The following is a 22676-nucleotide window of genomic DNA, read 5'->3' on the forward strand; positions in this document are numbered from 1 at the left end:
AGTACATAACAGGGAGTTAAGCAATGGCAATTCCGGCCTACATGTGGCTCAAGGACGATGGCGGCGCCGACATCAAAGGTTCCGTGACGGTGCAGGGCCGTGAGGGCAGCGTCGAGCTCGTCGCCTTCAATCACGGCGTGCACATCCCGACCGACGGCAACACCGGCAAGCTGACCGGCACGCGCGTTCACAAGCCCATCACCCTGACGAAGGAAACGGACGCCTCCACGCCGTACCTGTACAAGGCGGTAACGAGCGGCCAGACGCTCAAGTCGGTTGAGATCAAGTGGTACAAGATCGACGATGCGGGCAAGGAGAAGGAGTACTTCAACACCAAGCTCGACAACGTCAAGATCGTCGCGGTCAATCCGGTGATGTACGACATCAAGAACCCGGACTACGAGAAGCACAACCACCTCGAGAACGTCGAGCTGCGCTACGAGACGATCACGTGGTCGTACAAGGACGGCAACATCATCCACAAGGACACGTGGAACGAGCGTTCCTGATATCCGCAGTGTGTGCCGGGACCGCGTGATCCTCCGCCGGTCCCGTTTTTTCCGGTCCGCCAGTCCGGCTTGCGGACTGGTCCTTTTTCTCCGGAGTCTCGCTGCTAAACAGTGCGGATTCCTTTCAATCCGGTCCGTCCCCTCATGACCCTCCGCGATACGACTCACCTCCTCCGCAGGCTCAATCCCCACTGCGCGAAAACACTTGAGGCGGCTGCCAGCCTCTGTCAGGGACGCCTCGCGGGCGAGATCTTCGTCGAGCACTGGCTGCTGAAGTTTCTCGAGGAGGGCGACGGCGACATTCCCGCCATCCTCGACCACTACGCGGTGGACGTCGATTTCGTGTGGGAGGCCCTGCTCGACACCATCGAACACGTGCCGCGCAACCTCAGGGGCAGACCGGCGCTTTCTGTCCAGCTTGCCACCGTGCTGCAAGCTGCATGGGTACGCGCATCCGACGAAGGCGAGGACGCGCTGATCCGCTCGGGACACCTGCTGCAGGCGATCGTTGATACGCCGCATGCGCTGCGCGCTCAGAAGGCATGGCCGCTGCTGTCGATAAGCAGCGCGCAGATCGGGCGCCTATTGCCGCGTCTTGGTCACCTGTCGTGCGAGAACGGGCCCGAAGACGAGGAACCGGAAGCAGAAGAACCTGCGGTTGAACCCGCCACCGATATCCCACCGGGCACAGGCGCTGGCAATGCCACGCAGGCGCCGCCCTCCCGGCGCAGCACCGAAGGCGAAGCCCTCGCCCGCTTTGCCATCGACCTGACGGAAAAAGCCCGGCGCGGCGAAATCGATCCCGTCTTCGGACGCGACCGTGAGATCCAGCAGATGGTCGACGTGCTCGCGCGCCGCCGCAAGAACAATCCGATCCTCGTCGGCGAGCCGGGGGTCGGCAAGACTGCGCTCGTGGAAGGCCTCGCGCTGCGCGTGGCCGAAGGCAGCGTGCCGAACGTGATCCGCGACGTGCGCATTCTCGCGCTCGATCTCGGCCTGCTGCAGGCCGGCGCCGGCGTGAAGGGCGAGTTCGAGCAGCGCCTGAAGAACGTGATCGACGAGGTGCAGGCATCGGCCGTGCCCGTCCTGCTCTTCATTGACGAAGCCCATACGCTGATCGGCGCAGGCAATGCTGCCGGCGGCGCCGACGCGGCGAACCTGCTCAAGCCCGCGCTCGCGCGCGGCGAGCTTCGCACCATCGCAGCCACCACGTGGTCCGAATACAAGGAATTCTTCGAACGCGACGCCGCGCTCGAACGGCGCTTTCAGGTCATCAAGGTCGACGAGCCCGACGACGATGCCGCCTGCCTGATGCTGCGCGGTCTCAGGAGCCGTTACGCGACATACCACGCCGTGCACATCCGCGACGACGCACTCGTCGCCGCTGTGAAGCTCTCGCGCCGCTATATTCCGGCGCGGCAGTTGCCCGACAAGGCGGTCGACCTCATCGACACCGCCGCGGCGCGCGTACGTATGGGGCTGGAATCGCCGCCCGCGGAACTGCAGCAGGCACGCGCCGCCGTGTCGGCGCTGGAACTGGAACGCGCCACGCTCGATGACGACGCACGCGCCGGTATCGGCGACATCACGGCGCGCCGCACCGCACTCGATAGCGCACTGGAACAGGCAAGGACCGATCTGGAGCAGTTCCAGGCCCGCTACGACGGCGAACTGAAGCTGGTCCAGACGCTGCTGGAACAGCGTGGCATCGACCCGGCCGCGCGCGATGAAGCGTTGCTCGCTCAATCCCGCGAGGCGCTCTCCCAGGCGCAAGGCAAGACGCCGCTCGTCTTCGCGGACGTCGACGCACAGGCCGTTGCGCGCGTGGTGGCCGAATGGACCGGCGTGCCGGTGGGCGACCTTGTGGAAGACGAGCTGCAGAGCCTGCTCACGCTCGAAGCGCAACTCGCCCGACGCGTGGTGGCGCAAGATGACGCCCTGTCTGCGCTCGCCGAAAGCCTGCGCACCGCAAAAGCGGGGCTGCGCAGCGAGCACGCGCCGCTCGGCGTGTTCCTGCTGGCCGGACCCTCGGGTGTCGGTAAGACCGAAACGGCGCTGGCGCTCGCGGACCTGCTGTTCGGCGGCGAGGCAGCGCTCACGACCGTCAACATGTCCGAGTACCAGGAAGCCCACACCGTCTCGCAGCTCAAGGGCTCGCCGCCCGGCTACGTCGGTTATGGGCGCGGCGGCGTCCTCACCGAAGCGGTGCGTCAGCGGCCCTACAGCGTCGTGCTGCTCGACGAGGTCGAGAAAGCGCACCGCGACGTGCTCGACATGTTCTATCAGGTGTTCGACCGCGGCACGATGCGCGACGGCGAAGGCCGCGAGATCGACTTCCGCAACTGCGTGATCCTGATGACCTCCAACCTGGGCAGCGCCCAGATCGACGAGGCGACGGCTGGCAACCCGGAGATTGCGCACGCCGCCCTGCTCGACGCGATTCACCCCGAACTGGTCGCGCACTTCCAGCCCGCGCTGCTCGCGCGTTTCCAGACGCTCGTCTACCGACCGCTCGATGTCGCGGCGCTTGCCTCTATCGTGCGCCTGAAGCTGGCGAAGGTCGCGGACCGTCTGCGCCGCCAGCACGGCGTCGAACTGACATGCGACGAATCGCTCATCGGCGCGATGGCAGAGCGATGCCTCGCACGCGAGTCCGGCGCGCGCAACGTCGATGCGTTCCTCAACCAGCGCATCCTGCCGACGGTATCGCGTGAGCTGCTGGCGCGCATGGCGAGCGGCACAGCGCCGGCGAAGATTGCGCTCTCCAGCTCTGCTGAAGGCAACCTCGCGATCGACTTCGTCGACCCGACCGACGTGGCCGATGGCGACGCCGTACCCGCGTCGGTAGCCGCCTGACGGAGCGCACACGATGCCGGTCGGCCCTTCCCTCTACGACATGCTGCTCGGACAGATCGGCGGCGAGCCGCTGGCCGCATACGACGACCGCACGCTCGAATGCATGAGCGTGCAGCAGAACGTGCAGCGCATTCTCAACACGCGCGCCGGTGCGCTCAAGCATCTGCCGGACTACGGCCTGCCGGATCTCACCAACATCTACAAGGCGTTGCCCGCCTCCTCGCACATGCTCAAGCAGCAGATGGAGGCCACGCTGCTGAAGTACGAACCCCGCATCCGTTCCATCGACGTTGGGATCATCGAAAACAACGACCCCGGCGTACTCGTGAGCTTCGAGCTGACGTGCCACCTGAAGAAGGCTGGGCTCGTGCGCTTCGGCACGTATTTCGAGCCGCCGGGACGCATGCGTCTGAAGCGGCGCGTACAGGAGCACAGTTGATTCACCCGGAAAGTAGTAGCAACAAGCGATTTCTTATGTCGAACAGTTCAAGGCAGTACCAGGCGAATGTAGTCCAAGCGAGCCCAGGGCATACCGGAAGTGCAGGACGTATCGGGCACGGCCGATGCCACGCGCGGCGCGTCTGCGCGTCGTTCGTGCTTCTTTTTGTTGCCGGATTCGTCCGTGCCGAATACCGGGAGCAGTGGTTGAGTCCGGCGGAACTCAGAAAGGAAGCGCAAAAGCATTCGGCGACCGCGCCTGGCTCCCGCCGCCCTCCGCATCGGCCCGAGGCTCGCGACAAGCGCGCAATGCAGCGTGCTCGGCATAGCGACCCCTCGGCCTCGCGGACGGACGTGACACAGACAAATCCCACGCAGACCGACCCTATAGCGGCATTCGCGCGCGGCAAGCGATGAACCCGTGACGCCCGTGAGGGGGAGCGCGGCCAGCGCGCCGGCCTGGTCCTCGCGACCCTGCCATTTCTCCAGTCGATAACCGGAATCCCCGTCGGCGGAGTCTCCCGCCAGCCCGCTCCAGGTGGGAGACATCGCTTCGGACGCGATGCACGACCCCAAGCGCAAGCCCCGAAGCTGCCGGTCGACGCTCACCCAGCGCTAACCGCGATCCTCGTCATTCTGCAGCCAGGTCCGCTAACAACACCACGGACCAACGCGCCCGTGCTCACCCGTCTCCCACCCATGAGCCCCGCTCATGCCGCCCATGCAGAGATTTCGATTGTTGGGGGATTTTGGCACACCTAGAGTGCGTTCGAACCCCATCCTTCGGGGCTGCTTCCGGTCCGCCAGTGCCCCTGCGGCCCCCTGCGACCCCATTCGACAGAGGAAAACGATGAACCGCTCTCCATCCGTGCGCGGCCAGCACGCCGAACGCCGCTTTGCCTCAGCCCCAGCGCGCCTGTACGCCCATGCGTCGCGCGTCGCTCGCACAGCCTGCATCGGTGTGGCTGCGCTCATGGCCCTTGCCCCGGCAGCCCATGCCGACGCCATCGACACCATCGCGAAAGCCGGTGTCGTCAAGATCGGCGTGTTCGAAGACTATCCGCCGTTCGGCTCCATCGGTCCGGACATGCAGCCGCAAGGCTACGACATCGACGTCGCGAACCTGATCGGCAAGGCGCTCCACGCCAAGGTCGAACTCGTGGCCGTGACGGGCGACAACCGCATGGCCTACCTTGCGGACCACAAGGCCGACATGCTGCTCTCGGTGGGCGAGACGCCCGAGCGGGCCAAGGTCATCGACTTCTCGCAACCGTACGCGCCGTACTACCTGGCCGTCTTCGGACCGAAGGCGCTCGCCGTGAAAAACGCGGGCGACCTGGCCGGCAAGACCATCGCCGTGGCGCGCGGCACGCTGGAAGATTTGTCGGTGAGCAAGATCGCGCCGGCGAGCGCATCGATCAAGCGCTTCGACGACCCCAACGGCGCCATTTCTGCATTTATTTCTGGTCAGGTACAGTTGCTCGTGGTCGGCAACGACGTGGGCGCCACGATTCTGGCGCGCCACCCCGCCAACGACCCGGAACAGAAATTTTCGCTGTTCAGCTCGCCCGACCACGTCGGCCTGAACAAGAACGAACCGCGCCTGATGCAGCAGGTCAACAGCACGATTGCCCGCGCACGCAAGGACGGCACGATGAACGCAATTTCGCAGAAGTGGCTGCACGCGCCGCTGCCCGCCGATCTCTGAGGCATCTGGGGCGGCACGGCGCGCGCCGCCGTGCGCTGCGCGCTTTTGGAAACGGTGATTCCCCTCGATGACTTACGCGTTCGATTTCAGCGGCTTCGGCCTCTATGCGGGCATGCTCGCGCGGGGCGCGGCCGTTACCGTGGGACTCACCGCCGTTTCCACCGTGCTGGGCGGGCTGGTGGGCGTGGCGGGCGCGAGCATCGCCGTGTCGGGGCCGCGCACGGCCCGCGCGGTGGTGGCGGCCTATGTCGAGCTGATCCGCAACACGCCGTTTCTCGTGCAGCTCTTCTTCGTGTTCTTCGGGCTGCCCAGCCTCGGCATCCACATCGACGAGGTGCAGGCCGCCGTGCTGGCCATGACGGTCAATCTGGGTGCCTACGCCACGGAAATCGTGCGCGCCGGCATCGATTCGATTCCGCGCGGCCAGGTGCAGGCCGCCATGGCGCTCGGGCTGCATCCGCGCCAGACGTTTCGTCACGTCGTGCTGCCGCAGGCTCTTGCCAACGTTTTTCCGGCGTTGCTAGGCCAGGTATTGATCGTGATGCTCGGCTCCGCGGTCGTCTCGCAGATTTCGGTCCCCGACCTCACCTACGCGGCCAACTTCATCCAGTCGCGCAACTTCCGCTCGTTCGAGAGCTACGTGATCATTACCGCGGCCTATCTCGTGCTCTCCATTGTGCTGCGCCAGTTGCTCAACCGGCTCGGCAAGCGGCTCTTCGCGGGTCGTGCGGCACGGGCCACGTCGGCCGTGAGTCAAGCCGGAACGCGGCGCCGCGGCAAGCTGTTCGCGCGCGCATCCATTGCCGACACTACCGCGAACTCGCCGGCCGTTTCGCCCGCCGTTTCGCCGGCCGGTCGCACGGAGCGCTCGTCATGATCGAATTCACGCTCTGGGACATCGCGCGCAACCTGATTTTTGCCGCGCGCTGGACGGTTCTGCTCTCGCTCATCGCGTTCGTGGGCGGCGGCGCGGCGGGCCTCGTGCTGCTCGCCATGCGCGTGTCGCCCGTGGCCTGGCGGCGCCGCGTCGTGGTGCTCTACGTCGAGCTGTTTCAGGGCACGCCGCTCCTGATGCAACTCTTCCTCACGTTCTTCGGGCTGCCGCTCGTCGGCATCGACGTCTCGCCGTGGTTTGCGGCGACGATCACGCTCACGCTCTATACGAGCGCCTATCTCGTGGACATCTGGCGCGGCTGCGTGGAAGCGGTGCCGCGCGGTCAGTGGGCGGCCGGCGCGAGTCTCGGCATGACCCATGGGCAACAGCTGCGCTACATCGTGTGGCCGCAGGCGCTGAAAATCGCGGTCGCGCCCACTGTCGGGTTTCTCGTGCAGGTGGTGAAGAGCACGGCGCTCACCTCGATCATCGGCTTCGTGGAACTCACAAAGACCGGCACGATGATCACCAACGCGGCGTTCCGCCCGTTTCCGATCTACGGCATGGTGGCGCTCATCTATTTCGCGATGTGTTTTCCGCTCACGTGGTTTGCGCGTTCGCTCGAACGGCGTCAGCGGGTCGCGCAGCGTTGAACGCCTATCCGGCCGAGCCTATCCGGCCGAGCCTGTCTGGCCAAGCCTATCTGGCCGCAGATCGCGCCATAAGCGAGGGCAGGCAGCGATGCCGAACGCACCGCCTGCCCGCCGCTCTGTCCTTCATCGCTTCGTTCAATGCATCGCGGTCTGCGTGCCGCGGCGTATCTTCGCCACGTCGTCCGCGCTGACTGCCGGCGCGTGATTGTTCCAGCCCGCTCGAATGAACGTGAGCGCGTCCGCGATCTGCCGGTCCGTCAGCACAGAGGCGAACTGCGGCATCGGATACGGCGCCGGAATGCCCTGAATCACGAGGTCGGGCGTGCCGTTCAGCGTGACGTTGATGAGCGACGACGCATCCTTCTCCAGCACGTTAGGGTTGCCCGCGAGCGGCGCGAGCATCGGCGCGAACGCGCGGCCGTCGGTGCCATGGCAGTGCATGCAGTAGGTGGCGTAGACCTTCGCCCCTGCATCGCCGGCCGGCCGCGTGAGCGACACCTTCGTGGCCTGCGCGTCGTAGGCGTACTGCGGTTGCCCGTTGCCGCCCGCGGGCGCCAGCGACTTCAGGTAATGCGCGATCGCCCCGACGTCGCTGTCCGTCATGGCCTGCGTGCTGTTGTTGATCACGTCGCTCATCGAACCGAACGCCGACGCATGCGCGTTCGCCCCCGTCTTCAGGAATTGCGCGAGTTCGGCCTCGGACCAGCGCCCGAGCCCGACGTTGTGCTCGCCCGTCAGATTCGACGCATACCAGTTGTCGAGCAGCGCGCCGGAGAGATAGAGACCGCCACGTTCATCGAGCGCCTTCTCCTGGAACAGCGCGCCGCGCGGCGTGTGGCACGAGCCGCAGTGCCCGAGGCTCTGCACCAGATACGCGCCACGGTTCCACGCCACGTCCTGACCGCTCTTCGCCTGATAAACGCCCTTCTCGAGGAACACCGCGTTCCACAGCTTGAGCGGCCAGCGCATGCCGAGCGGCCAGGGAATCTGCGGCACGCGGTTGGCCTGCCTGACCGGCGCCACGCCGTGCATGAAGTACGCGTAGAGCGCCTTCGTGTCGTCGTCGCTGATCTTCGCGTACGAGGCGTACGGCATCGCCGGGTACAGGTTGTGGCCGTCCTTCGCCACGCCCTCGCGCAGCGCGTGCGCGAAGTCCCCTTCCGTGTAGCCGCCGATGCCGGTTTCCGGGTCCGGCGTGATGTTCGTCGTGTAGAGCGTGCCCATGGGCAGGGACATCGGCAAGCCGCCCGCGAACGGCTTGCCGCCCTTCGCGGTGTGGCATGCCACGCAGTCGCCCACTTTCGCGAGGTAGGCGCCGCGTGCGACCAGCGCGTCGCTGGCTGCGTTGGTGGCAGGATTGTCCGCAGCATGGGCGTGCGGGGCAAACAGGACGGCGGCAGTGAATGTGGCCACTGCGGTGGTCAATGCAGTGGCCACAGCGGTCGCCACTGCGGAGGCCGCCGAGGTGGCCGTACCAGCGGCCACCGTCATTGCGTTGAATCGCTTCATCGTACGGTGCCTCCCGTCAGGCGGTTTGAGCGTTCTGGAGCTGGCGGCCCACCGGCAATTGCCGCAGCCGCTTGCCCGTAGCCGCGTAGATCGCGTTGGTGATGGCGGGCGCGAGCGCCGCCGTGCCCGGCTCGCCGATTCCGCCCGGCGCCTCCGCGCTCTTCACGATGTGGACCTCGATGGGCGGCGTCTGGTCGATGCGCATCATCCGGTAGTCCGTGAAGTTGGTCTGTTCCACGCGACCGTTGCGGATGGTGATCTCGCCATACAGCGCAGCCGTAATGCCGAAGATCACGCCGCCCTGGATCTGCGCCTCGATGGTCGATGGATTCACGGCCATGCCGCAATCCACGGCGCACACCACGCGGTTCACGGCCACCTCGCCTTGCTGGTCCACGGTGACGTCGGCCACCATGCAGAGGTAGCTGCCGAACGCGTGCATGACGGACACGCCGCGGCCCTGGCCCTTTGGCAGCGCGCTGCCCCAACCTGCGGCCTGCGTGGCGACGTCGAGCACGTGCGCCGCGCGCGGCGACTTGCCGAGCAGGTCACGGCGATATTTCACGGGATCGGTCTTCGCCTGCGCGGCGAGTTCGTCGATGAAGCTCTCCACGACGAACGTGCCGCGCGTGGGACCCACGCCGCGCCAGAACGCCGTGGGTACCGTGTGCGGCTCGACCCGCACGTAATCGATCAGCTGGTTCGGCAGGTCGTAAGGCAGATCGACGGCCACCTCTACCGCGTCGGGGTCCACGCCGTTCTTCACGGCGGGCGGCGCGAAGCGCGCAAGAATCGACGACCCCGCAATGCGATGCTGCCAGGCCACCGGCTTGCCGTTCGCATCGAGCCCGGCCGAAAGCGTGTCGTAGTAGTACGGGCGATACATGTCGTGCTGGATGTCTTCCTCGCGCGTCCAGACCACCTTCACGGGCGCGTTCACCTGCTTGCCGATCTTGAGCGCCTGCGTGATCGCGTCCACTTCGAGGCGTCGCCCGAAACCGCCACCCAATAGAAAGTTATGCACGACGATCTTTTCGGCAGGCAGCCCCGTGATCTTCACGCCCGCATCCACGGCGCGCGTAGGCACCTGCGTGCCCACCCAGATATCGCAGCCGTCGGGACGCACATGCACCGTGCAGTTGATCGGCTCCATCGTGGCGTGCGCGAGGAACGGCTGCTGGTAGACCGCATCAATGCGCGTCTTCGCTTCGCCGAACGCCTTGCCCACGTCGCCGTCTTTGCGGGCCACCGCGCCGTCGTGTTTCGAGGCATCGGCGAGATCGGCCACGATCTGCTGCATCGAAAGCGTTGCGGCCGGCCCCTCGTTCCATGTAACGACCAGCGCGGAGGCGCCGCGTTTCGCGGCCCACGTGTGGTCACCGATCACGGCCACGGCGTTGTCGATCTTCACGACCTGGCGCACGCCCGGAATCTTCTTCGCGTTCGTGTCGTCGACGGAAGCGACGGTACCGCCGAACACGGGGCTGTTCACGATCGCGGCATAAACCATGTCCGGCAGCCGCACGTCGAAACCGAAGCGCGCCGTGCCGTCCACTTTCTCCGGCGAATCGAGGCGCTTCGTCGGCTTGCCGATCAGCGTGAACTGCTCGGGCTTCTTGAGCGGCACGTCTTGCGGCACGGGCAGCTTCGCCGCGGCATCCACGAGCTGGCCGTAAGCGATGCGCCGGTTCGTTTCCGCGTGCACGACCTCGCCCTTCTCGGCGTGGCACGACGCCGGGTCCACCTGCCACTGCTGCGCGGCGGCCGTCACGAGCAGCACGCGCGCGGTCGCGCCCGCGCGGCGCGCCGGCTCCCACGCATAGCGGATCGAAGTGGAGCCGCCCGTAAGCTGGCCGCCCAGCAGCGGGTCCATGAACAGCTTCTCGTTGGGCGGCGCGTGATCGAGCGTCACGCTTTCGAGCGGTACTTCAAGCTCTTCGGCCATCAGCATCGGAATCGACGTGTAGACGCCCTGGCCCATTTCGACCTTTGGCATGACGAGCGTGACCTGGCCGTTGCGGTCGATCTGGATGAACGCGTTGGGCGCGAATACGCCCGCGGGCGCGGGTTCGCTCGCATCGCCGCCCACCACGGATTTGCGCGCCGCGCCGCCTGTATTGGTGGCTGCAGCGTTGTTCGCCGCTGCTTCGTCGCCGCTCGCCGCCCGCACGCTGAAGCCGAGCAGCAGACCGCCGCCGGCGAGCGCACCAAGCGTCATGCCGGCCTTGAGGAAGGTGCGGCGCGAGAGACCGCGTTCGTGCGGCGCGAGCGGCGCGTCTGCCGCTTCGAATGCTTCGCGCGCGTCGCCTTGTGCGTGCTTGCCTGCTTCGAGGAGTCCGCGCGACATGTCACGCCCCCTTCGCGGCGTGCTTGATCGCCGCGCGAATGCGGTTGTAGGTGCCGCAGCGGCAGATGTTGCCGGCCATCGCGGCGTCGATGTCGGCGTCGCTGGGTGCAGCGTTTTGCGCGAGCAGCGCAGTGGCGGTCATGACCTGACCCGACTGGCAATAGCCGCACTGCACCACATCGACCTCGCGCCATGCCTGCTGGATCTTCTGGCCGGCAGGCGTTGCGCCTACGGCTTCGATGGTCGTGATCTTCTTGTCACGCACCGCGGCGACGGGCAAGACACAGGAGCGCACGGCCGCGCCATCCAGATGCACCGTGCAGGCACCGCACTGTGCAATACCACAGCCGAACTTGGTTCCCGTCAGTCCGACGAGATCGCGCAGCACCCAGAGCAGCGGCATATCGGGCGGAGCGTCCACCGTATGGATCTCGCCGTTGATGTTTAGCGTCGTCATGAACAACTCCGATTGTGGGCTATTGTTTGTGAACACGGGCCAATGAAGCGCCATGCGGATGAACTGTTCTGCATTGCGCACGGATGGCCGATTGAAGACTGAAAGAACGCGATTGCATTGCACGAAAATGCAGTGAATCCGGAGCGAATCGAGAGCGGCAAAAAATTGTAGCCGCTGCCGGCAAGACGCGTCGCCAGACTGCACAATGCCGCATGAGGCATCATGCATTGCATGCCACCCCATCCTCGATACGCAGCAACTGCATTGCAGTGCATCGCATTGCGTCTTCCGACCACCGACAGGAGCCCGACCATGAACGAACAGCGCGCCATCCAGTTCCTCACTGAAGTGCGCAAGCCCCTGCTCGCGCTCCACAAGGCGATACTCGACCACGAACGCGCGTCCTATGAAGCGGAGTACGGCCCCACCACAGCCGCGAGCTTCCTGCAGGTTCTCATCAATGGCGAGGCGTTTCGCTGGATCACGCCGCTCTCTACGGTGATCGCCAATATCGACGAAACGCTGGACGGCAAAGACGCCACCGCCGACGACCGCATCGGCTCCGCACAGGCGGTCAGAGCGCTGTTCGGCAACGAAGGCATGCAGCAGGCGTTTCTGGAGCGGTATCGCGCGTTGCTGCAACAGAGTCCCGGCGTGCTTCACGAGCATGCGCGCGTGGCGCAAGTGCTGCGAACCGTGGAAGCCGCGTAGCGCGCGGACGATTGACGCTCGACCGATTCGTTGCCCTCATCCCATTGCCCTCATCTTTCGCGAGGCATCGTTCATGAAGCCATGGCTGCTCGATCAGCGTTATCTCTTCCAGGGTCAATCCGTACCGTTTCGCGTAAGCGGGAGCGGCAGGTCACTCGTGCTCATCCACGGCACGCCGTTTTCGTCGTGGGTATGGCACCGCGTCGCGCCGTGGCTCGAATCGATCCGCACGGTCTACGTCTATGACCTGCTGGGTTACGGTCAGTCGGAGCAACGCGCGGGGCAGGACGTCTCGCTCGGCGTACAGAACGAACTGCTCGCGCAACTCCTTGCGCACTGGGAACTGGATCGTCCCGATGTGATCGCGCATGACTTCGGCGGCGCCACGGCGCTACGCGCGCATCTCATCAACGGATGCGAGTACCGCAGCCTGACGTTGATCGATCCGGTCGCGGTGGCGCCATGGGGCTCGCCGTTCGTGCGGCACGTGCGCCAGCACGTCGATGCGTTTGCGGGCATGCCGCCGTATATCCACGAAGCCGCCGTCAAGGCCTACGTGCGCGGCGCCGTGGCGCGTGCCATTCCGGACGGCGAGTTGCAGCCCTATGTGACTCCGTGGCTCGGCGAAACGGGCCAGGCCGCCTTCTATCGCCAGATTGCGCAGATGGATCAGCGCTACACGGACGAAGTGGAACCGCGCTACGGCACCATTCGCTGCCCCGTGCAGATTCTTTGGGGCGAAGACGATCAATGGATTCCGCTTGAACGCGGGCGGCATCTCGCGAGCGTGATTCCGTCGGCGCGGTTCCAGGCGGTACCGAACGCAGGACATTTGATGCAGGAAGATGCCCCGGAGGCTATCGTCGCGGCGGCACTCGAATTCCTTCGTTAGAGGCTCAGCAGGGGCTCGGTGGTATGCACGCCAGCCGTTGCCGGCCATGCACGATCGTGCCGTGCAACTTACTGCATACCTACTGCCCTACCTACGCACTACCTACTGCCCTTTGCGCCCGCTTCCGCCCGCCTGCAGGCCAGCCGCAGACGTCAAAGGCTTCGCGCCCGCGTTGAGCTTTCTCCACAGCGTCGTCTTGCTGATGCCCAGCATCGCGCACACCTGTTCGCGATCTCCGTTGCAGGCGTCCAGTGCGGCGCGAATCTCGTCGGCTTCAACGCGCCGGCTGCGTTCGCGCAACGAGAGCGCAGCCGACTCCGGTGCGCTGCCCTCCGTATCGGCGACTGCAGCCTCCGCCGGCTCGTTGTCAAACAGCTCGGGGGCAATCGAGTGCAACACCTCATACGTCAGCGTTGCGCCCGGGTCCGTTGAATCGGCCAGTTCCACCGCTGCACGCTCGATCACGTTCTGCAACTCGCGCACATTGCCGGGCCACCTGTGGCGGCACAGCGGTTCAGCTGCCGGCGCGAGCATCGCCGCGGCATCCGTCAGGCTGGTCACGCGCGGCGCGAGCCGTGCTTCGCGGCGCGCCGCGGCCAGTAGCAGTTCTGCCGCGAGCGGCATGATGTCCGCCGTGCGTTCGCGCAGCGGCGGCAGCGCGATGTTCAGGATGTTGAGACGGTAGTAGAGATCGGCGCGGAACTCGCCGGTCTCGATGGCATCCGTGAGCGCGCGGTGCGTCGCAGCCACGATGCGCACGTCCACGCGTGTCGGCTCCGTTGCGCCGAGGCGAATCACCTCGCGCTCCTGCAGCACGCGCAGCAGCCGGCTCTGCAGGGGCAACGGCATCTCGCCGATCTCGTCGAGAAACAGCGTGCCGCGATGCGCCGCTTCGATCAGGCCAGCTTTGCCGCCGCGCCGCGCGCCGGTAAACGCGCCCTCCTCGTAGCCGAACAGTTCGCTTTCGAGCAGCGCCTCGGGGAATGCTCCGCAGTTGATTGCGACGAACGGAAAGTCGCGGCGGCCGCTCGCGCGGTGCAGCCCCTGGGCCACCATTTCCTTGCCTGTGCCGCTCTCGCCGCGAATCAGGACGGTGGCGTCCGAGGCCGCGTAGCGCAGCGCAAGCTGTCGCGCGCGTTGCATCGCGGGCGATTCGCCGACCAGATCGTCCAGCCGGTAGCGCGCCACGAACTGCGGCGCGCGCTGACGCGAGCGCAGCGTGCGATCGAGCCGCTCCACGGCACGTGACTCCTGGAAGGTCAGCACGGTGCCGGTCGTCACGCCCTTGTCGACAATCGGTCCGCGATGCAGGACGTAGCTCGAGCCGCGCACCGTTTCCAGAGACTCGCCCTGCCCGTCGGGTCCGAACACGGTCATGTCGCGCACGGTCGCGGCCACGTCGGGCGCGAGGTCGGCGAACCGGCGCCCCGCACAGACATTCGGGTCGATGCCGAGCACATTAGCGAGGCGCTGGTTGATGGCCTCCACGCGGCCGGCGGCATCGAGTGCCACCACGCCGTCGCGCAGATGCTGGAGCACGTTGTCGAGCCGCTGCCGCCGCACGCCTTCGCGCCACGTGGCCTGGGCGACGTCGAGCGCGTTGTCGAATGCGGCCTGCACCGAGGCGCGCGAGTAGAGGAACACGGCAGCCAGCCCCGCGCGCGCCGCCAGATCCGTCACGAGCCCGGGGCCCACGATCGTGCCCACGCCGCGGTCGCGCAGGTCCAGCACGCAGGTCTCCGCGTCCTGGGCGGACTGGTACGACGCGAACACGACGTCGATGCCGTACGCGGCCACGAAACGGCGCACTTCGGGCGGCGTTTCGCCATATGTCACCAGCGCGACGGACGACGACGCATCGCGCCGCGCCCTTGCCAGCGCGTGCATCACATCGAAGCCGGTGGGCATGACGAGCACCACCGGTACATCGATGCGCGCCTTCAGATAGGTGCCGTTCGAACCGGCTGCCACCACCACGTCGGGCCGGTTCGCGCCGGCCGCGGCAATTTCGTTGGCAGCGTCTTCGTAACCGCGCGAGACGATGCGCAGGTCGGCGCGCTCGATGTATTCCGACGCGATGTCGCGGAACAGGTCACGCAGGCGGCTGATGCCGATGGCCCACACGCGCGGTCGCGGGCCGGGTTCGGGAAGGCGATTCATGAGGATAGGAACGTTGACGGCAAGGTGCTGCCGGGATGGCAGAGGATCCAGCCTCATTATGGACTACGTGTTGCGTTTTTGAAATTCTATATTCCACATATGAAACCACGGCCTGTGCCGGCTCGCATGCCTCTTCGAGCAGTTTCCCACCGAATCAACAGGTTATCGCCCGGGATAGGGCTCGGCCCGCTATTGGCCCGGTCCTTGCAGTACTTGGGCAGCCGGAACCGGCTCGTACGGCTTGCTCTTCTGCGCCGAGGCCGGTTCCCTCCGCTCATTCCTCATTGCGCGCCGACGCGCCGCCCCCAAGGAGACGAACCATGAACAACGCATCCCTCGCCAGCGCGGGCGCCCGCTTCCGCGCGGTCGTCGCGACCGAGCAGCCGCTGCAGGTGGTCGGCGCGATCACCGCCTACGCCGCAAAAATGGCCGAAGCGGTAGGCTTCAAAGCCCTCTATCTCTCGGGCGGCGGCGTTGCGGCCAACTCGCTCGGCGTACCCGATCTGGGCATCAGCACGATGGACGACGTGCTCATCGACGCTCGCCGCATCACGGACGCCACACCGCTGCCGCTCCTCGTCGACATCGACACGGGCTGGGGCGGCGCCTTCAACATCGCGCGCACCGTCCGCTCGTTCATCAAGGCCGGCGTAGCCGCCGTTCACCTCGAAGATCAGGTCGGGCAGAAGCGCTGCGGCCACCGCCCGGGCAAGGAATGCGTGCCCAAGGAAGAGATGGTGGACCGCGTGAAAGCCGCCGTGGACGCCCGCACCGACGACCAGTTCGTCATCATGGCCCGCACCGATGCAGCCGCCGCCGAAGGGCTGGATGCGGCCATTGAGCGCGCCGTTGCATACGTGGAAGCCGGCGCGGATATGATCTTTCCGGAAGCGATGAAAACGCTCGAGGACTACCGCCGCTTCAAGGCCGCCGTGAAGGTACCGATTCTCGCCAACCTCACGGAATTCGGCAGCACGCCCTTCTTCACCGTGGACGAACTGCGCGACGCGAACGTCGATATCGCGCTCTATTGTTGCGGCGCGTATCGCGCCATGAATGCAGCGGCGCTGAACTTCTACGAAACCGTGAAGCGCGACGGCACGCAAAAAGCCGCGGTGCCGACGATGCAGACGCGCGAGGATCTCTACCGCTATCTCGGCTATCACGCGTACGAGCAGAAGCTCGACGCGCTGTTTGCCGGCAAAAAGTAACCCCCATACAAAGACTGAGGACGACACCATGAGCGAAGCAGACAACACCACCGCAACCGCCAGCGGCTTCAAGCCCAAGAAATCCGTCGCACTTTCGGGCGTGACCGCCGGCAATACCGCCCTGTGCACCGTGGGCCGCACCGGCAACGACCTGCACTACCGCGGCTACGACATCCTCGACATCGCCGGCGCCTGCGAATTCGAGGAAGTCGCCCACCTGCTCGTGCACGGCAAGCTGCCCAACGCCGCCGAGCTCGCCGCCTACAAGACCAAACTCAAGGCCCTGCGCGGCCTGCCCGCCAACCTGAAGGCCGCGCTCGAGTGGATTCCCGCCTCCGCGCATCCGATGGACGTCATGCGCACCGGCGTCTCCGTGCTCGGCACCGTGCTGCCCGAGAAGGACGACCACAACGTGCCTGGCGCGCGCGACATCGCCGACCGCCTGATGGCCTCGCTCGGCTCCATGCTGCTGTACTGGTACCACTATTCGCACAACGGCCGGCGCATCGAGGTGGAAACCGACGACGACTCCATCGGCGGCCACTTCCTGCACCTGCTGCACGGCACCGCGCCGCGCAAGTCGTGGGTCGACGCGATGCACGTGTCGCTCAACCTCTACGCCGAGCACGAGTTCAACGCCTCCACGTTCACGGGCCGCGTGATCGCGGGCACGGGCTCGGACCTGTACTCGGCCATCACGGGCGCCATCGGTGCGCTGCGCGGGCCGAAGCACGGCGGCGCCAACGAGGTCGCCTACGAGATCCAGTCGCGCTACCAGACGCCCGACGAGGCCGAGGCGGACATCCGCCAGCGCGTAGCGAACCGCGAAGTGGTGATCGGCTTCGGTCACCCGGTCTACACGATCTCGGACCCGCGCAACAAGGTCATCAAGGACGTCGCGAAAAAGCTCTCGAAGGAAGCCGGCGACATGAAGCTCTTTAACATCGCCGAGCGGCTCGAAAGCGTGATGTGGGACGCCAAGAAGATGTTCCCCAACCTCGACTGGTTCAGCGCGGTCTCGTATCACATGATGGGCGTGCCCACGGCCATGTTCACGCCGCTCTTCGTGATCTCGCGCACCTCGGGCTGGAGCGCGCACATCATCGAACAGCGCATCGACAACAAGATCATCCGCCCCAGCGCGAATTACACGGGGCCGGAGAACCTCAAGTTCGTGCCCATCGAGAAACGCTGAGACGCCTTGCGAGCGGCGGTGTAACGTACTCCGTTACCACGCCGCTCGCCTGTGCATTGATTGTGCGACGAGGTGGGTTCCGCCGCACCTCGTCCGATCAGCCGATTGACCCGCCGCGCCCCTGCCCCCGATCATGACGACCATTTCCGCCCCCGCAATGCCATGAATACCGCTTATCGCAAACCCCTGCCCGGCACCCGGCTGGACTACTTCGATGCGCGCGCCGCCGTCGAGGCGATCCAGCCCGGCGCGTGGGACACGCTGCCCTATACCTCGCGTGTGCTCGCCGAAAACCTCGTGCGCCGCTGCGACCCCGCCACGCTCACTGAATCGCTGAAACAGTTGATCGAGCGCCGCCGCGATCGCGACTTTCCGTGGTTCCCGGCGCGCGTGGTCTGTCACGACATTCTGGGTCAGACCGCACTCGTCGATCTGGCGGGCCTGCGCGATGCCATCGCCTCGCAGGGTGGCGACCCGGCTCAGGTGAACCCGGTCGTACCGGTGCAGCTGATCGTCGATCACTCGCTGGCCGTGGAATGCGCGGGCTTCGACCCTGACGCGTTCGCGAAAAACCGCGCGATTGAAGATCGCCGCAACGAAGACCGCTTCGACTTCATCAACTGGACGAAACGGGCCTTCCGCAACGTCGACGTGATTCCGCCGGGCAACGGGATCATGCATCAGATCAATCTGGAGAAGATGTCGCCGGTGGTCCAGGTGAGCGACGGCGTGGCCTACCCCGACACCTGCGTCGGCACCGACAGCCACACGCCGCACGTCGATGCGCTGGGCGTGATCGCCATCGGCGTGGGCGGGCTGGAGGCCGAGAACGTGATGCTGGGCCGCGCGTCGTGGATGCGGCTGCCCGACATCGTCGGCGTCGAGCTGACAGGCCGTCGGCAACCCGGCATCACGGCCACCGACATCGTGCTCGCGCTCACCGAATTCCTGCGCAAGGAAAAGGTGGTTGGCGCGTATCTGGAGTTCCGCGGCGAAGGCGCCTCGACGCTCACGCTCGGCGACCGCGCGACCATCTCCAACATGGCGCCCGAATACGGCGCCACGGCGGCGATGTTCTTCATCGACAGCCAGACCCTCGACTATCTGCGCCTGACGGGCCGCGACGACGCCCAGGTGCAGCTCGTCGAGACCTACGCGAAAGCCGCGGGCCTGTGGGCCGATTCGCTTGCCCACGCGCAGTACGAGCGCGTGCTGAAGTTCGATCTTTCGAGCGTGGTGCGCAACATGGCGGGGCCGTCGAACCCGCACCGGCGCCTGCCCACGTCGGCGCTCGCCGAGCGCGGCATCGCGGGCAAATGGGAAAACGTGCCGGGCCAGATGCCCGATGGCGCCGTGATCATCGCCGCGATCACCAGCTGCACGAACACCAGCAATCCGCGCAACGTGATTGCCGCTGCGCTGCTCGCGCGTAACGCGAACGCTCGCGGGCTCACGCGCAAGCCGTGGGTCAAGAGTTCGCTCGCGCCGGGATCGAAGGCGGTCGAGCTTTATCTGGAAGACGCCGGGCTCCTGCCGGACCTCGAAAAGCTCGGCTTCGGCATCGTGGCGTTCGCATGCACGACGTGCAACGGCATGTCGGGCGCGCTCGATCCCGTCATCCAGAAAGAGATCGTGGAGCGCGACCTGTACGCCACCGCGGTACTCTCCGGCAACCGCAACTTCGACGGCCGCATTCATCCGTACGCGAAGCAGGCGTTCCTCGCCTCGCCTCCGCTCGTGGTGGCCTACGCGATTGCGGGCACGATCCGCTTCGACATCGAGCGCGACGTGCTCGGCACCGGTCCGCAGGGCGAGCCGGTCTATCTCAAGGACATCTGGCCGTCCGACGAAGAGATCGATGCGATCGTCGCGCAGAGCGTGAAGCCCGAGCAGTTCCGCCGCGTCTACGAACCCATGTTCGCCGCCACCGCCGCAAGCGCCGAGCCGATCAGCCCGCTCTACGACTGGCGTCCGCAAAGCACGTACATCCGCCGGCCGCCTTACTGGGAAGGCGCGCTTGCCGGCGTGCGCACGCTGCAAGGGCTGCGGCCGCTCGCCGTGCTCGGCGACAACATCACGACAGACCACCTGTCGCCCTCGAACGCGATTCTCGCCAACAGCGCCGCGGGCGAATACCTCACGAAAATGGGCCTGCCCGAAGAGGACTTCAATTCGTACGCGACGCACCGCGGCGACCACCTCACAGCGCAGCGCGCGACGTTTGCGAACCCCACGCTCGTCAACGAAATGGCCGTGGTGGACGGCAGCGTGAAAAAGGGATCGCTCGCGCGCATCGAGCCGGAAGGCAAGGTCGTGCGGATGTGGGAAGCCATCGAGACCTACATGGAGCGCCGGCAGCCGCTCATCATCGTGGCGGGCGCGGACTACGGCCAGGGCTCGTCGCGCGACTGGGCTGCGAAAGGCGTGCGGCTGGCGGGCGTGGAAGCGATCGTGGCCGAGGGCTTCGAGCGTATTCACCGCACCAACCTGATCGGCATGGGCGTGCTGCCGCTCGAGTTCAAGGCCGGCGTGAACCGGCAAACGCTCGGCATCGACGGCACTGAAACGTTCGACGTGATCGGCGAGCGCAAGCCGCGCGCGGATCTCACGCTCGTCATTCATCGCCGCAATGGCGAGCGCGTCGAAGTGCCCGTCACCTGCCGGCTCGATACGGCCGAGGAAGTGTCGATCTACGATGCGGGCGGCGTGCTGCAACGCTTTGCGCAGGACTTCCTCGCGCAGTCGAAAGCGGCGGTCTGAACGAGACGGAAAAAAGGGAAACGACATCACCATGGCTCATCTGCCCCAGATCCGCATTCCCGCCACGTACATGCGCGGCGGCACCAGCAAAGGCGTGTTCTTTCGCCTCGAAGACCTGCCCGAAGCCGCCCGCGTGCCGGGCGCGGCACGCGACGCGCTGCTGTTGCGCGTGATCGGCAGCCCCGACCCGTACGGCAAGCAGATCGACGGCATGGGCGGTGCGACGTCGAGCACCAGCAAAACCGTGATCGTGGCGAAGAGCAGTCGGCCCGATCACGACGTGGATTACCTGTTCGGCCAGGTTGCCATCGACCGCGCGTTCGTCGACTGGAGCGGCAACTGCGGCAATCTTTCGGCCGCCGTGGGTCCGTTCGCGATTGCGAACGGACTCATCGATTCGAGCCGCATTCCGCATGACGGCGTGGCGGTCGTGCGCATCTGGCAAGCCAACATCGGCAAGACCATCGTCGCGCACGTGCCCATGACGGCAGGCGCCGTGCAGGAGACCGGCGACTTCGAACTGGACGGCGTGACGTTCCCCGCGGCCGAGGTCCAGCTCGAATTCATGGACCCGGCTGCCGAGGAAGAAGGCGCCGGCGGCGCGATGTTCCCCACCGGCCACCTCGTGGACGACCTCGAGGTGCCGGGCGTCGGCACGCTCAAGGCGACCATGATCAATGCCGGCATTCCGACCATCTTCGTCAATGCCGAGGCGATCGGCTACACGGGCACCGAGTTGCAGGACGCCATCAACGGCGACCCGAAGGCCCTCGCAATGTTCGAGACGATCCGCGCGCACGGCGCGCTGCGCATGGGTCTCATCAAGCAACTGGACGAGATCGCCACGCGTCAGCACACGCCGAAAGTGGCGTTCGTGGCGAAGCCGGCGGACTACGTGGCGTCGAGCGGCAAACGCGTCGCGGCAGGCGACGTCGATCTGCTGGTGCGGGCGCTCTCAATGGGCAAACTGCACCACGCGATGATGGGTACGGCTGCCGTGGCTATCGGCACGGCAGCTGCGATTCCTGGCACGCTCGTGAATCTGGCGGCGGGCGGCGGCCCGCGCGAGGCGGTGCGCTTCGGTCACCCGTCCGGCACCTTGCGCGTTGGAGCGGAAGCGACGCAGATCGACGGCGAGTGGAAAGTCACCAAGGCGGTGATGAGCCGCAGCGCCCGCGTGCTGATGGAGGGTTGGGTGCGGGTGCCGGGGCCAGACGCTACGGTGTAGGGCGCAGTTTTCACGCAGCGCACGGCGAGCTTTCGGGCTCGCCCTGGTTCGGATTGCCGGGCATCGCGTGCGCGCTGCACTGGGCGCTTTTCGCGTTCGACGTGCGACAAAATTTCCACTGCGAGTGGGACGCTAATACGGCCGGCGGAATCGATACGAAACCAACGCGCGAATGCTCTATTTTCCGCGTAACCGCTGAACGCTCACTCCATTTGGAGCTGCAAGCGGTCGCTTGGGCGACGCACTTCGTTGCACAACTCCAGAGGCAACTATGTCAGGGGACCATTCACCCGTTCTGACTACGCAAATACGCCATCGGGTCCACCGGCTTGCCATCTCGACGCACTTCGAACAGCACGGCGGCGCGTGAGCGGTTGTCGGCCCCCATCTCGGCGATCTGCTGGCCCTGGCGCACGATGTCGCCCGTCTTCACGAGCAGCCGGCGGCTATGGGAGTAAGCCGTCAGAAAGTCCTTGTTGTGCTGGACGATGATGAGACTGCCGTATTCGTTGAGACCGGTGCCCGCGAACATCACCTTGCCGTCGGCGGCAGCACGCACGGGATCGCCTTCCTTGCCGCCGATCTCGATGCCCCGGTTCTCGCCGGGCTGGAACGACTCCACCACCTGCCCCTGTGCAGGCCACGCGAGCGACACGGCCGAGGCGTGACGCGAAATCGCTGAAGCAACACCGTGCGTATCCACGCCGCCCTTCGCCTGAACCGGTACGGTCCGGCGCGACACGATACGCAGCGTCTGGCCAGGCTTGATGCGGCTGGACGGCTTCAGCCGGTTCCACGCTGCGAGGTCTTTCACGGGACATCCATGGCTCTGCGCAACACGCTGCAAGGTGTCACCGCGACGCACCTTGTAGAAAACCGTCTTCGTCACAACGGTTGTCGCGCCTGCACCGGCCGCCCCCTGGCCTGCGTCCGCGGCAGCATCCGACGTCGTCGCACCGGGTGTTGCACCCGTGCCCGACGCCACCGGATCCGGCACCACGGTGGGCTGCTCGGGATTCGCCGCGCACCCGGCCAGCACGACCGCTACCCATACGCCGGCCAGGCCCGCTCTCGTCCGGTAGAAACTGTTGAAACGACTTCTCGCCATCTCTCGCTTGACTCCTGCTCGAAATGTCCGCAGTTGCCACGCCTTCTGGACGCGGCGCCC

At 66.1% G+C, this 22676-nt stretch carries 17 protein-coding genes; 12 read left to right on the forward strand and 5 right to left on the reverse strand.

Going from position 1 to position 22676, the window contains the following annotated elements:
* Positions 1–23 precede the first annotated feature (23 nt).
* From PKKP23_RS14755 to PKKP23_RS14780, 6 genes are all read left to right on the forward strand, one after another.
* Positions 24–509, forward strand: coding sequence for an Hcp family type VI secretion system effector (locus PKKP23_RS14755; protein WP_012733890.1), 486 nt, complete (start codon positions 24–26; stop codon positions 507–509).
* Positions 510–653: 144 nt separating this feature from the next.
* On the forward strand, positions 654–3365 hold the full coding sequence (tssH, locus tag PKKP23_RS14760) for a type VI secretion system ATPase TssH (RefSeq protein ID WP_126877443.1): 2712 nt from the start codon (positions 654–656) through the stop codon (positions 3363–3365).
* Positions 3366–3378: 13 nt separating this feature from the next.
* A complete protein-coding gene (gene tssE, locus PKKP23_RS14765; RefSeq protein WP_017776025.1) occupies positions 3379–3804 on the forward strand; it encodes a type VI secretion system baseplate subunit TssE in 426 nt (141 codons plus the stop codon).
* An 849-nt stretch (positions 3805–4653) separates the two neighbouring features.
* Entirely contained in the window at positions 4654–5511 is an 858-nt protein-coding gene (locus tag PKKP23_RS14770; protein ID WP_126877444.1) for a transporter substrate-binding domain-containing protein, read from the forward strand.
* Between the two features lie 67 nt (positions 5512–5578).
* Positions 5579–6388, forward strand: coding sequence for an amino acid ABC transporter permease (locus PKKP23_RS14775; protein ID WP_126877445.1), 810 nt, complete (start codon positions 5579–5581; stop codon positions 6386–6388).
* Complete coding sequence (locus PKKP23_RS14780; RefSeq protein WP_126877446.1) at positions 6385–7038, forward strand: amino acid ABC transporter permease; 654 nt, start codon at positions 6385–6387, stop codon at positions 7036–7038. The genes PKKP23_RS14775 and PKKP23_RS14780 overlap by 4 nt, the downstream gene beginning before the upstream one ends.
* A 135-nt stretch (positions 7039–7173) precedes the next feature.
* Here the strand turns inward: PKKP23_RS14780 and PKKP23_RS14785 are convergent, their stop codons facing one another.
* From PKKP23_RS14785 to PKKP23_RS14795, 3 genes are read right to left on the reverse strand one after another with little or no spacing between them, the layout of a single operon-like run.
* Complete coding sequence (locus PKKP23_RS14785) at positions 7174–8547, reverse strand: cytochrome c (RefSeq protein ID WP_126877447.1); 1374 nt, start codon at positions 8545–8547, stop codon at positions 7174–7176.
* A gap of 16 nt (positions 8548–8563) precedes the next feature.
* Entirely contained in the window at positions 8564–10894 is a 2331-nt protein-coding gene (locus PKKP23_RS14790) for a xanthine dehydrogenase family protein molybdopterin-binding subunit (RefSeq protein ID WP_126877448.1), read from the reverse strand.
* A gap of 1 nt (position 10895) precedes the next feature.
* Positions 10896–11351, reverse strand: a complete 456-nt coding sequence (locus tag PKKP23_RS14795) for a (2Fe-2S)-binding protein (protein ID WP_126877449.1) — start codon at positions 11349–11351, stop codon at positions 10896–10898.
* Positions 11352–11663: 312 nt separating this feature from the next.
* On the opposite strand from PKKP23_RS14795, the gene PKKP23_RS14800 reads away from it, so the two are divergent.
* Together PKKP23_RS14800 and PKKP23_RS14805 are read left to right on the forward strand one after the other, a co-directional pair.
* The gene (locus PKKP23_RS14800) at positions 11664–12062 is read left to right on the forward strand and encodes a hypothetical protein (protein ID WP_126877450.1); all 399 of its coding nucleotides are present in this window, start codon (positions 11664–11666) and stop codon (positions 12060–12062) included.
* Between the two features lie 73 nt (positions 12063–12135).
* A complete protein-coding gene (locus PKKP23_RS14805) occupies positions 12136–12954 on the forward strand; it encodes an alpha/beta fold hydrolase (protein WP_126877451.1) in 819 nt (272 codons plus the stop codon).
* A gap of 102 nt (positions 12955–13056) precedes the next feature.
* Here PKKP23_RS14805 and prpR read toward each other — a convergent pair whose 3' ends face one another.
* Complete coding sequence (gene prpR / locus PKKP23_RS14810) at positions 13057–15114, reverse strand: propionate catabolism operon regulatory protein PrpR (protein ID WP_126877452.1); 2058 nt, start codon at positions 15112–15114, stop codon at positions 13057–13059.
* Positions 15115–15434: 320 nt separating this feature from the next.
* Between prpR and prpB the strand changes: the two genes are divergently transcribed.
* The 4 genes from prpB to prpF all read left to right on the forward strand — a co-directional run bounded on the left by prpB (position 15435) and on the right by prpF (position 21508).
* Positions 15435–16325 (forward strand): methylisocitrate lyase, encoded by an 891-nt coding sequence (prpB, locus tag PKKP23_RS14815; RefSeq protein WP_017776015.1) that lies wholly within the window; start codon positions 15435–15437, stop codon positions 16323–16325.
* Positions 16326–16353: 28 nt separating this feature from the next.
* A complete protein-coding gene (gene prpC / locus PKKP23_RS14820) occupies positions 16354–17520 on the forward strand; it encodes a bifunctional 2-methylcitrate synthase/citrate synthase (RefSeq protein ID WP_126877453.1) in 1167 nt (388 codons plus the stop codon).
* Between the two features lie 162 nt (positions 17521–17682).
* On the forward strand, positions 17683–20280 hold the full coding sequence (acnD, locus tag PKKP23_RS14825) for a Fe/S-dependent 2-methylisocitrate dehydratase AcnD (RefSeq protein ID WP_126877454.1): 2598 nt from the start codon (positions 17683–17685) through the stop codon (positions 20278–20280).
* Between the two features lie 31 nt (positions 20281–20311).
* Positions 20312–21508 (forward strand): 2-methylaconitate cis-trans isomerase PrpF, encoded by a 1197-nt coding sequence (gene prpF / locus PKKP23_RS14830; RefSeq protein ID WP_126877455.1) that lies wholly within the window; start codon positions 20312–20314, stop codon positions 21506–21508.
* Positions 21509–21794: 286 nt separating this feature from the next.
* Here prpF and PKKP23_RS14835 read toward each other — a convergent pair whose 3' ends face one another.
* On the reverse strand, positions 21795–22616 hold the full coding sequence (locus PKKP23_RS14835; protein WP_126877456.1) for a peptidoglycan DD-metalloendopeptidase family protein: 822 nt from the start codon (positions 22614–22616) through the stop codon (positions 21795–21797).
* Between the last annotated feature and the right edge of the window lie 60 nt (positions 22617–22676).

It is taken from the genome of Paraburkholderia kururiensis JCM 10599 = LMG 19447 (genome assembly GCF_003986935.1).
Lineage (GTDB): Bacteria > Pseudomonadota > Gammaproteobacteria > Burkholderiales > Burkholderiaceae > Paraburkholderia > Paraburkholderia kururiensis.